General features: G+C 60.9%; 16 protein-coding genes. 12 read left to right on the top strand and 4 right to left on the bottom strand.

Annotation, left to right across the window (positions count from 1 at the left end; all coding sequences use genetic code 11):
• Nucleotides 1-3 precede the first annotated feature (3 nt).
• From AB4K19_RS02755 to ureG, 6 genes are read left to right on the top strand one after another with little or no spacing between them, the layout of a single operon-like run.
• Nucleotides 4-306: an urease subunit gamma gene (locus AB4K19_RS02755; protein ID WP_375230418.1), complete on the top strand. Its 303-nt coding sequence runs from the start codon at nt 4-6 to the stop codon at nt 304-306.
• A gap of 9 nt (nt 307-315) precedes the next feature.
• The gene (locus AB4K19_RS02750; protein WP_375230417.1) at nt 316-621 is read left to right on the top strand and encodes an urease subunit beta; all 306 of its coding nucleotides are present in this window, start codon (nt 316-318) and stop codon (nt 619-621) included.
• A 3-nt stretch (nt 622-624) separates the two neighbouring features.
• Nucleotides 625-2334, top strand: coding sequence for an urease subunit alpha (gene ureC / locus AB4K19_RS02745; protein ID WP_436398956.1), 1710 nt, complete (start codon nt 625-627; stop codon nt 2332-2334).
• Nucleotides 2335-2345: 11 nt separating this feature from the next.
• Entirely contained in the window at nt 2346-2843 is a 498-nt protein-coding gene (ureE, locus tag AB4K19_RS02740; protein ID WP_375230415.1) for an urease accessory protein UreE, read from the top strand.
• Nucleotides 2833-3465, top strand: a complete 633-nt coding sequence (locus AB4K19_RS02735; protein WP_375230956.1) for an urease accessory protein UreF — start codon at nt 2833-2835, stop codon at nt 3463-3465. The genes ureE and AB4K19_RS02735 overlap by 11 nt, the downstream gene beginning before the upstream one ends.
• The gene (ureG, locus tag AB4K19_RS02730; protein ID WP_375230414.1) at nt 3462-4097 is read left to right on the top strand and encodes an urease accessory protein UreG; all 636 of its coding nucleotides are present in this window, start codon (nt 3462-3464) and stop codon (nt 4095-4097) included. Before AB4K19_RS02735 ends, ureG begins: the two co-directional genes overlap by 4 nt.
• 17 nt (nt 4098-4114) lie before the next feature.
• Here ureG and AB4K19_RS02725 read toward each other — a convergent pair whose 3' ends face one another.
• From AB4K19_RS02725 to AB4K19_RS02710, 4 genes are all read right to left on the bottom strand, one after another.
• Nucleotides 4115-4693: a hypothetical protein gene (locus AB4K19_RS02725; protein WP_375230413.1), complete on the bottom strand. Its 579-nt coding sequence runs from the start codon at nt 4691-4693 to the stop codon at nt 4115-4117.
• Complete coding sequence (locus AB4K19_RS02720) at nt 4690-5148, bottom strand: (2Fe-2S)-binding protein (protein WP_375230412.1); 459 nt, start codon at nt 5146-5148, stop codon at nt 4690-4692. Before AB4K19_RS02720 ends, AB4K19_RS02725 begins: the two co-directional genes overlap by 4 nt.
• Before the next feature lie 78 nt (nt 5149-5226).
• Nucleotides 5227-6339 (bottom strand): S-(hydroxymethyl)glutathione dehydrogenase/class III alcohol dehydrogenase, encoded by a 1113-nt coding sequence (locus tag AB4K19_RS02715; RefSeq protein ID WP_436399559.1) that lies wholly within the window; start codon nt 6337-6339, stop codon nt 5227-5229.
• A gap of 74 nt (nt 6340-6413) precedes the next feature.
• Entirely contained in the window at nt 6414-7424 is a 1011-nt protein-coding gene (locus tag AB4K19_RS02710; RefSeq protein WP_375230411.1) for a LacI family DNA-binding transcriptional regulator, read from the bottom strand.
• Between the two features lie 196 nt (nt 7425-7620).
• Here AB4K19_RS02710 and hisD point away from each other — a divergent pair, with 196 nt between their 5' ends.
• Genes hisD through AB4K19_RS02680 form a run of 6 tightly spaced genes read left to right on the top strand, consistent with a single transcriptional unit; the run spans nt 7621 to nt 12869 of the window.
• The gene (gene hisD / locus AB4K19_RS02705) at nt 7621-8928 is read left to right on the top strand and encodes a histidinol dehydrogenase (protein ID WP_375230410.1); all 1308 of its coding nucleotides are present in this window, start codon (nt 7621-7623) and stop codon (nt 8926-8928) included.
• Nucleotides 8929-8932: 4 nt separating this feature from the next.
• On the top strand, nt 8933-9685 hold the full coding sequence (locus tag AB4K19_RS02700; RefSeq protein WP_375230409.1) for an SDR family NAD(P)-dependent oxidoreductase: 753 nt from the start codon (nt 8933-8935) through the stop codon (nt 9683-9685).
• A complete protein-coding gene (locus AB4K19_RS02695; RefSeq protein WP_375230408.1) occupies nt 9682-10689 on the top strand; it encodes an alcohol dehydrogenase catalytic domain-containing protein in 1008 nt (335 codons plus the stop codon). The genes AB4K19_RS02700 and AB4K19_RS02695 overlap by 4 nt, the downstream gene beginning before the upstream one ends.
• 6 nt (nt 10690-10695) lie before the next feature.
• Nucleotides 10696-11202 (top strand): sulfopyruvate decarboxylase subunit alpha, encoded by a 507-nt coding sequence (gene comD, locus AB4K19_RS02690; protein ID WP_375230407.1) that lies wholly within the window; start codon nt 10696-10698, stop codon nt 11200-11202.
• Complete coding sequence (comE, locus tag AB4K19_RS02685) at nt 11199-11753, top strand: sulfopyruvate decarboxylase subunit beta (protein WP_375230406.1); 555 nt, start codon at nt 11199-11201, stop codon at nt 11751-11753. Before comD ends, comE begins: the two co-directional genes overlap by 4 nt.
• A 6-nt stretch (nt 11754-11759) precedes the next feature.
• Nucleotides 11760-12869 (top strand): alpha-hydroxy acid oxidase, encoded by a 1110-nt coding sequence (locus AB4K19_RS02680; protein ID WP_375230405.1) that lies wholly within the window; start codon nt 11760-11762, stop codon nt 12867-12869.
• Nucleotides 12870-12965 lie beyond the last annotated feature (96 nt).

Below are 12965 nucleotides of genomic sequence, written 5' to 3'. Positions count from 1 at the left end.
CTTATGCAGCTGACCCCAAGAGAAAAAGACAAACTGCTTGTGGCAATGGCCGCAGAGGTCGCGCGCAGGCGGCTCGCCCGAGGTGTGAAACTGAACCATCCTGAGGCTATCGCCCTTATCACAGACGCTGTTGTCGAAGGCGCGCGGGATGGACGGTCTGTCGCGGATATGATGGAGGCCGGCGCGCATGTCATCACCCGCGAGCAATGTATGGAAGGCGTGCCGGAGATGATCCATGACGTACAGGTCGAGGCCACGTTTCCAGACGGCACCAAACTGGTGACCGTGCACAACCCGATCCGCTGAGGAGGCCCCATGATACCCGGAGAGATCATCACCGCCGAAGGTGACATCACCCTTAACGAGGGCACCGAAGCGATCACGCTGATGGTCGCCAACACAGGCGACCGGCCCGTGCAGATCGGCAGCCACTATCACTTTGCCGAAGCCAACAGCGCGCTGGAATTCGACCGTGACGCAGCACGCGGCATGCGGCTGGACATCGCGGCGGGCACAGCTGTGCGGTTTGAGCCCGGCCAGCGGCGCGAAGTTAACCTGATCCCGGTGTCGGGCGCGCGGCGCATTTACGGTTTCAACCAGCAGATCATGGGGGACCTCTGAGCCATGGCAACCAGTATCTCACGCGACAATTACGCCGCCATGTTCGGGCCAACCACCGGTGACAGGGTGCGCCTGGCGGATACCGATCTGATCATTGAGGTCGAAAAAGACCTGACAACCTACGGCGAAGAAGTGAAGTTCGGCGGCGGCAAGGTCATCCGCGACGGTATGGGCCAGTCGCAGGTGACGCGCGAAGGCGGCGCCGTGGACACGGTGATCACCAATGCACTGATTGTGGATCACACGGGCATCTACAAGGCCGACGTGGGTTTGCGGGACGGGCGCATCGCCAGGATCGGCAAGGCGGGCAACCCGGATACTCAGCCGGGCGTCGACATCATCGTCGGCCCTTCGACCGAGGCCATTGCCGGTGAAGGCCGTATCCTGACGGCAGGTGGGTTTGACAGCCACATCCACTTCATCTGCCCGCAACAGATCGAGGATGCGCTGCACTCGGGCGTAACCACGATGCTGGGCGGCGGTACCGGCCCCGCGCATGGCACACTGGCTACGACCTGTACGCCGGGCCCCTGGCACATCGGGCGGATGCTGCAGTCACTTGATGCCTTTCCAATGAATTTCGGCATTTCGGGCAAAGGCAACGCCTCGCTGCCGGAGGCGCTTGTTGAAATGGTCGAAGGCGGCGCCTGCGCGATGAAACTGCACGAAGACTGGGGCACGACCCCCGGTGCCATCGACTGCTGTCTTTCGGTTGCCGATGACATGGATGTGCAGGTGATGATCCACACCGACACGCTCAATGAAAGCGGGTTTGTCGAAAACACCGTGGCGGCCATCAAGGGGCGCACAATCCACGCATTCCACACAGAGGGTGCTGGCGGTGGACACGCGCCGGACATCATAAAAATCTGCGGGGACGCCAATGTGCTCCCCTCTTCCACGAACCCGACCCGCCCCTTCACCGTCAATACGCTCGAAGAGCATCTCGACATGCTGATGGTCTGTCACCATCTGGACAAATCGATCCCCGAGGACGTGGCCTTTGCGGAAAGCCGCATCCGCCGCGAGACGATCGCTGCCGAAGATATCCTGCACGATATGGGCGCCTTTTCGATCATCGCGTCCGACAGCCAGGCCATGGGGCGTGTGGGCGAAGTACTGATCCGGACCTGGCAGACCGCCGACAAAATGAAAAAACAGCGCGGGCGCCTTTCGGAAGAAACCGGCGAAAACGACAACCTGCGTGTCCGTCGGTACATCTCGAAATACACCATCAACCCGGCCATCGCCCATGGTATCAGCCACGAGATCGGCAGCATTGAAGTCGGCAAACGTGCGGACCTGTGCCTGTGGAACCCGGCGTTTTTCGGGGTGAAACCGGAAATGGTTCTGATGGCCGGCACAATTGTCTGCGCCCAGATGGGGGATCCGAATGCGTCGATTCCAACACCACAGCCGGTCTACACCCGCCCTATGTTTGGCGCTTTTGGCCGTTCGGTTGAACGCTCGGCTGTGACCTTTGTCAGTGCTGCGGCTGAAGCCGCCGGTATTGGCGACAGGCTGGGGCTGGCCAAGGATGTTGTCGCGGTGAAGGGCACGCGCGGGATCGGCAAAAAGGACCTTGTGCTGAATGATCACCTGCCTGAGATTGAGGTGAATCCCGAAACCTACGAAGTACGCGCGGACGGCGAGTTGCTGACCTGCCAGCCGGCAGAGGTTCTGCCCATGGCGCAGCGCTATTTCATGTTCTGAGGGCACATCCCATGCAAACAGCACAAACAATTGTACATCATTCAGACACCGCAACCGATCAGGTAAGCCTGGACTATGATGCCCGTTTTCTGCGGCGCAAGGTTCTGACCACACAGTCAGGACAGCAGATTCTTGTCGATCTGCCGCGTACGACATCGATCGGCCATGACGATGCGCTGCAGACCGCAGACGGCAGGCTGATCCGCGTTGTGGCGGCCCCTGAACCACTGCTGGAAATCCGCGGTCACGATCTGCACCGCATTGCCTGGCATATCGGAAACCGCCACACGCCCTGTCAGATTGAGGCTGAAAGACTGCTGATCCAGCAGGACAAGGTCATGGCCGACCTGCTGACCAGGCTCGGCGCAGACGTGCGCGATGTGACAGAGCCATTCACGCCCGAAGGCGGTGCATATGGCCACGGGCGCACGCACGGCCACGATCATTCTGCCACGCATGGGCCGGACGGACATCATCACCACGATCATGCGCACCCTCATGAACACTGACATTCTGACTCTGATGCAATGGATGTCGCCGGGGTTCCCCGTCGGTGCCTTTGCCTACAGTCACGGACTGGAGGAGGTGATCGCCTCAGGCACGCTGCAGACATCTGCTGGTCTGCGCCTGTGGGTCAGCGATATTCTCACAGACGGCGGTGGCCGGAGCGATGCCACGCTGCTGGCCAGAGCCTGGCGCGATACTGAAACTGCCGGTGAAACGGATGACATCGCGCGGGCGCTTGCGGCTGGGTCTGAACGACTGACCGAAACATGTGATCAGGGGGCCGCTTTTGCGCGAACGGTCGACGCGATCTGGGAAACCGGTGTCGGTGGCCGTACGTATCCGGTTGCGGTTGGCGTTGCAGCGGCCCGGCAGGGCCTGCCGCTGGACCTGACCAGCGGAGCTTATCTGCATGCCTTCGCGGCCAACCTGATCAGTGCCGCGGTACGGCTTGTACCGCTTGGTCAGACCGAAGGGCAAGCAGTTCTGGCGTCGCTTGAACCGCTCATCCGCACCACGGCTGAAGAGGCCGCCGCCGAAGGTGCAGCACTCTGGTCCAACTGCATCGCAGGCGACATTGCTGCGATGCGCCACGAAACTCTATACTCAAAGGTGTTCCGCACATGACTTCCCTGAATGGCCCGCTGCGTATCGGCATCGGCGGCCCTGTTGGCGCCGGAAAGACCACACTGACCGCTGCACTGGCGCGCGCGCTGTCTCCCGATCACTCGATCGGGGTCATTACCAACGACATTTATACCCGCGAGGACGCAGACGCGCTGCTGCGCCTGCAGATCCTGCCGCAGGACCGGATTATCGGTGTGGAGACAGGCGGTTGCCCGCATACCGCTATCCGCGAAGACGCCTCAATCAACCTTGCTGCAGTCGACGAGATGCAGAAACGCCATCCCGACGTCGAGGCGATCCTGATTGAAAGCGGCGGTGACAATCTCAGCGCCACCTTCTCCCCGGAACTGGCGGACGTGACGCTTTACGTTATCGACGTAGCTGCCGGAGAAGAGATTCCGCGCAAAGGCGGCCCTGCGATAACGCGTTCGGATATCCTGATCATCAACAAGACGGACCTAGCCCCCCATGTGGGCGCTTCGCTGGAGGTGATGCAGCGGGATGCCACCAGAATGCGTGCCGGGCGACCGTTCGTCTTCTGCGCGCTACGGCATGGTGAAGGCGTCAGCGAGGTCATCACAGAACTGCGCGCGATTTCCGGTCTTGGCCTGACAGCACCCGCCGCAGAGTAACGGGCCCGCGACCCCACTCAGTCTGACGCGCAGGGTTGCCCTGCATTGCCCCATATCCGGAGATCTCGGATATGGATATCAAGGTTGTATGGCGCGGGTTCGCGCCCGCCCCCCGGCGACCAGGCCCAGTGCAGGATCACATCGTGGTCAAGGTGGTCTGCCAGCTCCTCGACCGTGCGGCCACCGTTGCGTTCCGGATCACGCAGTTGCCGGCAGACGTCGTCGCTGCTTTGCCCGAACCAATGGGCCTCGACGGGGGCGAGACGCCAGGCATCTGCCACCTGAGGCGCGGAATGTGGCGTATCGTTGGACGCAGTTTCGCTGGTAACATGGCAGGTTCTGCAGGGGATGAACTCCGCGCCGATCCGGCTCTCGCCCGCGCGGATGTTCATGCCATGTACACGGGTCTCGCCATAGGATGGTCCGGACCACATCGGCCGGTCAGACGGGCCTGTATGACAGTTTGCACATCTTGGGTGGGAGACAACTTCAAAAATTCTGTCCCAGGCCGCAAGTCCGTCAGTCTTGCTGCCCAGGATCTCCTCGGCTGACACCATGCCTGGCAAGAGCAGTGCCATTGCCACCGTACGTATCATGATCCGTTCAGCGCCCTCGCCGCCGACCGCACCGCAGCCCGGATACGCGGATAGGTGCCGCACCGGCAAAGATTCCCGCTCATGGCAGCGTCGATATCCGCATCTGACGGGTCCGGCACCAACTCAAGAAAGGACGCCGCCTGCATGATCTGGCCACCCTGACAATATCCGCATTGTGCGACCTGATGCGCGATCCATGCCTGCTGCACCACCTCCAGTGTTCCGGAGGGGGCAGGTGTTTCGATGGTGGTCACTTCGCCATCAACATCCGCAACGGCCAGCTGGCACGACCGCACAGCGATACCGTCCACATGAACGGTGCAGGCTCCACACTGCGCGATACCACAGCCATATTTAGGACCGCTGACGCCCAGTGTATCCCGCAACACCCACAGAAGCGGCATTTCTGCCGCGACATCCACTTCGTGAACAGTCCCGTTGACTGTGAGCTTCATCTGGCCGCCCCTCTGATCAGGCCGTGAGGATAAGACGGCAGAGGGAGCGCTTCAACGATGACGCAGTGTCGCCCCGGATCAGAATTCGACAACGGCGCGGATTGATTTGCCTTCATGCATCAGGTCAAAGCCGTGGTTGATCTCTTCAAGCTTCAGCTTGTGCGTGATCATCGGGTCGATTTCGATTTTGCCGTCCATGTACCAGTCCACGATCTTTGGCACATCCGTGCGTCCCTTGGCCCCGCCAAAGGCCGTACCGCGCCAGACGCGCCCGGTGACCAGCTGGAACGGCCGTGTCGATATTTCGGCACCAGCCGGCGCAACACCGATGATAATGCTCTCGCCCCAGCCTTTGTGCGCAGCTTCAAGCGCCGTGCGCATCACGTTCACATTTCCGGTCGCATCAAAAGTATAATCAGCACCGCCACCCGTCAGCTCGACAAGGTGCGCAACCATATCGCCGTCCACCTTCGACGGGTTCACAAAGTCGGTCATGCCGAAGTGACGGCCCATTTCCTGTTTGTCGTCATTAAGGTCAACGCCAACAATCTGGTCCGCACCCGCGAGCTTCAGGCCCTGAATAACGTTCAGACCGATGCCGCCCAGGCCAAACACAACACAACGCGATCCGATCTCGACCTTGGCGGTGTTGATCACTGCACCAATACCGGTTGTCACACCGCAACCGATGTAGCAGATCTTGTCGAAGGGCGCGTCCTTGCGGACCTTGGCGAGCGCGATCTCAGGCACAACCGTATGGTTGGCAAAGGTCGAGCAGCCCATGTAGTGGTGGATGGGCGTGCCGTCGAGCATCGAGAACCGCGTCGAGCCATCCGGCAACAGGCCCTGGCCCTGCGTGGCACGCACTTTCTGACAGAGGTTGGTTTTCGGGTTCAGACAATATTCGCATTCGCGACACTCCGGCGTGTAAAGCGGGATCACATGATCTCCGACCTCAAGCGATGTCACGCCCTCCCCGACCTCAACAACCACGCCCGCGCCCTCATGGCCGAGAATAGCAGGAAAAATGCCCTCCGGGTCATCACCGGACCGGGTGAACTCGTCAGTATGACAAAGCCCCGTTGCCTTGATTTCGACCAGGACTTCGCCGGCGCGCGGACCTTCGAGGTTAACCTCCATAATCTCAAGCGGCTGACCGGCGGCTACGGCTACGGCGGCACGGGTTCTCATCATGGCGGGGTCCTCTTTCTTAATGTGTTGCGTCAACTCAGAAGCACAGAGGCCCTTGATGTCAAGCCCGGTGACTACCGTGACGGCGCAACAAGAGACGCCCGGCGCACAAAGGTGGTATCCAGCGTGACCGAGCCCCCTGCGTCCTCACCGCTGAGGCACCCGAGCAGAAGCCGTGCCGTTTCCCGCCCTATCCCGTCCTGCGGGACACGCACAGTCGTCAGGGCCGGTGTCACAACACGCGCCAGCCCGATGTCATCGAAACCCACAAATGACATCCGGTCCGGCAGCGAAATTCCAAGCTCCCGCGCGGCCACCATGCCACCTGCGGCCAGCGCATCGTTGCCACAGATAACCACAGTCGGCGTTTCCGGTGCCGACATGATTTCCCGGAAAGCGTGACCACCTTCGTCCAGCAGATAGTCGGCCTCCGCAATATGCGTAATCCGCGCGCCGCTGCCAAAGGCTTCGACAGCTGCCACCACGCCATCCCTGCGCGCCCGTGCGCGATCGTTGCCCTGTGTGCGGCCACTGATCATCGCGACCTTCCGGTGCCCGAGTGTCAGTGCATGGTATGTGGCCCCAGCCGCCGCTTTCCCGTTGTCAAAGCCTACAAAGCGTTGACCCCTGCAGGCTGTGTTGCTCCACGCGATGATGTAGGGGACCCGCCGTTTTTCAAGAAAAGACCAGGTTTCGTCGGGGCGTTCATTGCCGATCAGCATAAGACCATCCGCGCCGTGAGCCACCAGTGACTTGATCGCCGACAGTTCCTGCGACGGATCAAACCCTGTGGTCGCGACCAGCAGGTTTACACCCGCTCCGGTGAGCGCTTCCTGAAAGGCCTGAAGTGCATTGGCAAACATCGCGTTTGCCATCGACGGAATGACAGCACCGACCGTATTGGCACGACCGGAAGCCAGCGCCCGGCCGCCGAAGTTTGGCGTGTAGCCGAGCGCCTCAATCGCCTTCTCTATCCGGTCGCGGGTTTCTGGCGCGACTTTGCCCGGTGTGTTCAGAGCACGCGAAATACTGGCAGTCGAAACACCTGCCATCTTTGCAACATCTTCCAGCGTGGGCGCGGGCATGGCCTTGTTCCTGATTTGGTCGCTCCGATCACAATGGGTTTCGGGCAGCGCACATCAAAAAAATACTAATACCTTATGTGTAAGCGCTTGCATTGATCTGTGCAAGCGCTTACACGATACACAACGCCGGAAGAATCCACCGCGACAGAATTGCGGTGCCCTGCCGGAACAACTGCACGACCTGGGAGGCACAGACATGGCCCGTGACTATCTGAAAAAAGCAACAAAGACGGCAATGACCGACGCAAGCGATGTGCGCGAGACCGTCATGGGCATTCTCGCAGACATCGAAGAAGGTGGTGACGAAGCCGCGCTGCGCTATGCCGACAAGTTCGACAATTACAAAGGCAGCATCCTTCTGAGTGAGGAAGAGATTGACGCGGCCAGCCGGCAGGTATCGCAAAAGCTGAAAGACGACATTGCCTTTGCGCATGACAACGTGCGGCGCTTTGCGGAAATCCAGAAATCGACGATGACGGACGTTGAACTGGAAGTCGTGCCGGGCCTGATCGCCGGACAGAAGGCAATCCCGGTGCGAGCCGCAGGGTGCTATGTCCCGGGTGGCCGTTACAGCCACATCGCCAGCGCGATCATGACAGTGACAACCGCCAAAGTAGCGGGTTGCCAGCACATCACCGCCTGTTCCCCGCCCCGTCCGGGCGTCGGGATCGCACCGGCCATCATTTATGCGGCAAATCTTTGCGGTGCGGACAAAATTCTGTCGATGGGCGGCGTTCAGGGCGTGGCTGCAATGACGTTCGGCCTTTTCGGTCTGCCCAAAGCGGACATTCTGGTGGGCCCCGGCAACCAGTTTGTGGCTGAAGCCAAACGGATTCTGTTCGGCCGCGTGGGCATCGATATGATTGCGGGCCCGACCGACAGCCTGATCCTGGCTGATGAAACGGCCGACCCGTTTATCGTCGCCACTGATCTCGTGGGACAGGCAGAGCACGGATATAACTCGCCCGTCTGGCTGGTGACAGATAATCGCGCTCTTGCCGAAAAAGTCATGGACATCGTGCCCGGCCTGATCGCTGACCTGCCGGAACTGAACCGCGCCAATGCAGAAGCCGCATGGCGCGACTATGCCGAGGTGATCGTCTGCGCCGACCGCGAGGAAATGGCAGCCTGTTCAGATGATTATGCGCCTGAGCACCTGACCGTGCAGGCCGAAGATCTGCTATGGTGGCTCGACCGGCTGCAGTGCTACGGCTCGCTCTTCCTTGGCGAGGAAACAACCGTCGCGTTCGGGGACAAAGCCTCAGGCACCAACCACGTTTTGCCGACATCGCAGTCTGCGAAATACACAGGCGGCCTGTCGGTGCACAAATACATGAAGATCGTGACCTGGCAGCGGGCCACGCGCGAGGGCGCAAAACCTGTCGCCGAAGCTACCGCACGGATTTCGCGGCTGGAGGGCATGGAAGGACACGCACGCACCGCCGATGCGCGCCTGCACAAATACTTCCCTCAGGAGAACTTCGACCTCTCCGCGGCTGACTGATCCGATGAGCGGTTTGTTTGATGTCAGTGGGCGCGTGGTCTGCGTGACCGGCGCCAGCAGCGGGCTGGGTCGCCAGGCCGCTGCACTCCTCGCCGGTGCCGGTGCCCGCGTGGTCGGCGTCGCCAGGCGTGCGGATGCACTGGCTGAATGGGCGCAGAGCGCGGATGGCGAAACGGCCTGTGTGACCGGCGATCTCGCTGACCGCTCTGCCATCGCTGACATTGCGCGTGCGGCCGCCGAGCCTTTTGGCGCGCCGGACATCCTGATCAACGCGGCCGGTATCAACACGCGGCAGAATGCCGATGAAGTAACAGACGACGGCTGGGACGTAACACTCAACCTGAACCTCGCCGCACCTTTCTTTCTGGCGCAGGCTATGGTGCCTGGCATGAAAGCCCGCGGCTGGGGCCGCATCATCAACTTCGCCTCGCTGCAGTCGCGGCGTGCGTTCGTAAACGGGATCACTTACGGCGTGTCCAAAGGCGGCGTGGAGCAGATGACCCGCGCGATGGCCGAAGCCTGGTCTGGCCTGGGCATCACAGCTAACGCTGTAGCACCCGGGTTTTTCCGCACCGAACTGACCGGTCCGGTTTTTGCGGATCCGGTTCTGGCGCAACGCAACGCCGATCAGACCTGTATCGGGCGCAATGGCGAGCCCAGCGATCTGGACGGACCTTTGATGTTTTTCTGCGCACCTGCCTCTGACTATGTCACCGGGCAGGTCCTTTTTGTGGATGGGGGGTTCACCGCGAAATGAAGGCTCTGGTTTACACTGACGTCGAACAGCTCACCTATCAGGAACGGCCCATGCCCGTGCCTGCCGGGGGAGAGCATCTGGTCCGCATCGAAGCCTCCGGGATCTGCGGCTCAGACATGCATGCTTTTCTGGGACATGACGCCCGCCGCCCTGCCCCGCTGACCCTTGGGCACGAAGCTGCCGGGGTCATTGTTGGAGGCCCGCGCGATGGTGAGCGCGTCACCATCAATCCGCTGGTTGCCTGCGGAACCTGTGAGTTTTGCCAGACCGGCCGGGAAAATCTGTGCCCGAACCGTCAGATCATTTCCATGCCGCCCCGTGAAGGTGCTTTTGCCGGCTACGTCGCGATGCCGGAACGCAATCTGATCTCCGTCCCGGAAGGCACCGATCTGCGGCATGCCGCGCTTGCTGAACCGATTGCCTGTGGCTGGCACGCCGTGCGCCTCGGGCGCGCCGTTCTGGGCGGTGACCTGACCGGACGGACCTGTGTGGTCATCGGTGGCGGCGCCATTGGTGTGGGCGCTGCGCTGTCGCTGAAGGCACAGGGCGCAACCGACATCTCGCTGATTGAGCCGAATGAAGTGCGCCGCACGCGCCTGGCCGGTGTCGAGGGTTTTGCAACCTTCGCGCCCGGCGATCCCGACGGACCCGCGGATGGCACTGCCGACCTGATCGTCGACGGTGTGGGTTATGCTGCCACCCGGGCTGCTGCCAGCGCGCTGGCAAAACCGGGGGGTGTTATCACGCACATCGGTCTTGGCGAAGATACCGGTGGTCTGGACGTGCGCCGCATGACCCTTCAGGAAATCACCTTCATCGGCACCTACACCTATACCCCGCAGGACTTCCGCGAGACGGCTGAGGCTATCTTTGATGGTCGGCTGGGCGCGCTTGACTGGATCGAGACCCGCCCGCTCGCCGACGGTCAGCAGGCCTTCCTCGATATCCGGTCCGGTGTGGTCGCAGCCCCCAAAATTATTCTGATCCCCGAGCACGAGGAGTAACCAAACGTGTCCATCAGTTCAAAAATTGTGGACGATTTCGTCGCCGAGGGCGTCGATTTCATCACAACAGTTCCCTGCAAACAGCTTGCCGGCGTCATCGACCAGGTCGAAGAACGGCCCGAGATTTTCCACATCCCCTCGAACAAAGAGGATGAAGGAATGGGGCTGTGCGCCGGTGCATTCATGGGCGGGAAAAAGCCAGCAATCATCATGCAGAACACAGCGATCGGCGTCACGATCAACACGCTGGCAACGCTCACACAATACTACCGCATGCCGCTGCCGATGCTGATCTCCTATCGTGGTGAGCTGCGTGAGCCGGTGGCCTGTCAGGTGGAAATGGCGGTGCACACCAAGGCGCTTCTGGATCAGATGCTGATCCCGACGTTCCATTTCCATAAGGAATCCGACGCAGACGAGCTGCCGGAAATCCTGAAATATACCTTTATGTGCAACAAACCTGTGGCCATCCTGACGGATGCGTCCTTCTGGGGAGGCTATGGCGACCAATGATCCGTTCTGAAATTCTGCGCGAAATCGCGCCCATCCTGCGTGACAAACTCGTCGTCTGTAACATCGGCATTCCCAGCCAGGAACTGCATGCCATCGACGATCAGCCAACCAATTTTTACATGCTCGGCACCATGGGGCTGGCAAGCTCTATCGGCCTTGGTGTTGCACTCGCACAGTCCAAACCGGTCATCGCCATTGACGGTGACGGGTCGATCCTGACCAACATGGGCACCCTGCCCACTATCGCCAACAATGTGGCCGACAACTTCATCCTGATGATCATCGACAACGGCTCCTACGGCTCCACCGGCGACCAACCGACCTACACCGGCAAAAAGACCGACCTGGCTGCCATGGCGCGCGCCGCTGGCTGCGAGAACGTGGTCGAAGTGCAGGATGTGGACACCGGCGAAGCGCTTCAGGCGGCACTCGACAGCGGAAAGATGACCGTGATGGTCGTCAAATGCGACAGCGGCAATGCCAAGATGCCGGTTATCACGATGGATCCGGTCATCATCCGTGACCGCTTCATGAAATCCATCCAGGCATAAGAACCCATGGGAGGGGCGAATGCCATCCACTCCTATGCGGATGCGCGGCGCCTGGCGCGCCGGCGTCTGCCGTGGATGGTATTCGACTATATAGACGGGGCAGCCGGAGAAGGCGTGGCCGAAGCCCGCAATCTGGCTGCCCTGCGCGACATCACCCTTGACCCGCGCGTGCTGGTCAATGTGACGGACCGGGACATCGGTACAACGGTGTTTGATCACGAAGGGACAGTGCCGTTCGGCATCAGTCCGATGGGCATGTGTAACCTGTCCGGCCCCGGAGCAGACATTATGCTGGCGCGGATTGCCGCAAAGCACCAGGTCCCCTGTGGCGTATCGACTGTGGCCTCTACCTCTCTGGAGACAATGATCGAGGAGGCAGACGGACACGCCTGGTTCCAGCTCTATTTCTCCGGTGACGGCAGCGGCACGACAAAACTCGTGGAACGGGCCAAAGCCGCCGGATACAAAACCCTGATCATGACGCTCGACGTGCCCGAGGTGGGGCGGCGCCCACGCGAACTGCGGCGCGGGTTTAAAATGCCGTTCCGGATCGGCCCGATGCAGTTCATCGACTTTGCCCTGCACCCCCGCTGGTCAATTTCCAGCCTGATTGCCGGGGCACCGGATCTGGCGAACTTCAAAGCGCCCGGTTTTACCTTTGACCGCACCGAAAGCCGCGCGCTGGCAGATTGGGACTTTCTGAAGCGTCTGCGGGATCAGTGGGACGGTAACCTCGTGGCGAAAGGTGTCACCCATGTGGGCGACGCTTTGCGCCTGCGCGACGAAGGCATTGATGCCATCCAGGTCTCCAGCCATGGCGGCCGCCAGCTGGACAGCGCACCGCCGCCAATCCTGGCACTGCGGGCGATCCGGGACGCCATCGGCCCCGACTATCCGCTGTTCTATGACACGGGCCTGCGCTCCGGCGAGGACGTTGTCAAAGCCTATATGATGGGCGCAGATTTCGTGTTTTTCGGACGTGCCATGCAGTTTGCAATTGCCGCCGGTGGCCGGGACGGGCTGGATGCTTTCTGGAAACTGGTTGCAGATGAAGCAAGCCTGACACTTGCGCAGATGGGGCGTGTCACCATGCCCGGGGCCGGGTCACGCTTCTGATTGTCCCGTCGGCTCGCTGTCGCAGCAACGGATCACGTTGCACCCTGCATTCCGGTCCAACAAACACGTTCCGATCAGTTCAGCGCGCGGTTGAAG

Source organism: Roseobacter phycocola (assembly GCF_042055075.2).
Taxonomy (GTDB): Bacteria; Pseudomonadota; Alphaproteobacteria; order Rhodobacterales; family Rhodobacteraceae; genus Roseobacter.
This window is presented reverse-complemented; position numbering and strand designations above follow the sequence as displayed.

Bases quoted from the DNA above. Each gene is read 5' to 3' on its own strand.
- ureG (WP_375230414.1), top strand. From the start codon at position 3,462: ATGACTTCCCTGAATGGCCCGCTGCGTATCGGCATCGGCGGCCCTGTT.
- AB4K19_RS02695 (WP_375230408.1), top strand. From the start codon at position 9,682: ATGAAGGCTCTGGTTTACACTGACGTCGAACAGCTCACCTATCAGGAA.
- AB4K19_RS02755 (WP_375230418.1), top strand. From the start codon at position 4: ATGCAGCTGACCCCAAGAGAAAAAGACAAACTGCTTGTGGCAATGGCC.
- AB4K19_RS02720 (WP_375230412.1), bottom strand. From the start codon at position 5,148: ATGAAGCTCACAGTCAACGGGACTGTTCACGAAGTGGATGTCGCGGCA.
- AB4K19_RS02700 (WP_375230409.1), top strand. From the start codon at position 8,933: ATGAGCGGTTTGTTTGATGTCAGTGGGCGCGTGGTCTGCGTGACCGGC.
- AB4K19_RS02750 (WP_375230417.1), top strand. From the start codon at position 316: ATGATACCCGGAGAGATCATCACCGCCGAAGGTGACATCACCCTTAAC.
- AB4K19_RS02715 (WP_436399559.1), bottom strand. From the start codon at position 6,339: ATGAGAACCCGTGCCGCCGTAGCCGTAGCCGCCGGTCAGCCGCTTGAG.
- comE (WP_375230406.1), top strand. From the start codon at position 11,199: ATGATCCGTTCTGAAATTCTGCGCGAAATCGCGCCCATCCTGCGTGAC.
- AB4K19_RS02725 (WP_375230413.1), bottom strand. From the start codon at position 4,693: ATGATACGTACGGTGGCAATGGCACTGCTCTTGCCAGGCATGGTGTCA.
- ureC (WP_436398956.1), top strand. From the start codon at position 625: ATGGCAACCAGTATCTCACGCGACAATTACGCCGCCATGTTCGGGCCA.
- hisD (WP_375230410.1), top strand. From the start codon at position 7,621: ATGGCCCGTGACTATCTGAAAAAAGCAACAAAGACGGCAATGACCGAC.
- AB4K19_RS02735 (WP_375230956.1), top strand. From the start codon at position 2,833: ATGAACACTGACATTCTGACTCTGATGCAATGGATGTCGCCGGGGTTC.
- AB4K19_RS02680 (WP_375230405.1), top strand. From the start codon at position 11,760: ATGGGAGGGGCGAATGCCATCCACTCCTATGCGGATGCGCGGCGCCTG.
- AB4K19_RS02710 (WP_375230411.1), bottom strand. From the start codon at position 7,424: ATGCCCGCGCCCACGCTGGAAGATGTTGCAAAGATGGCAGGTGTTTCG.
- ureE (WP_375230415.1), top strand. From the start codon at position 2,346: ATGCAAACAGCACAAACAATTGTACATCATTCAGACACCGCAACCGAT.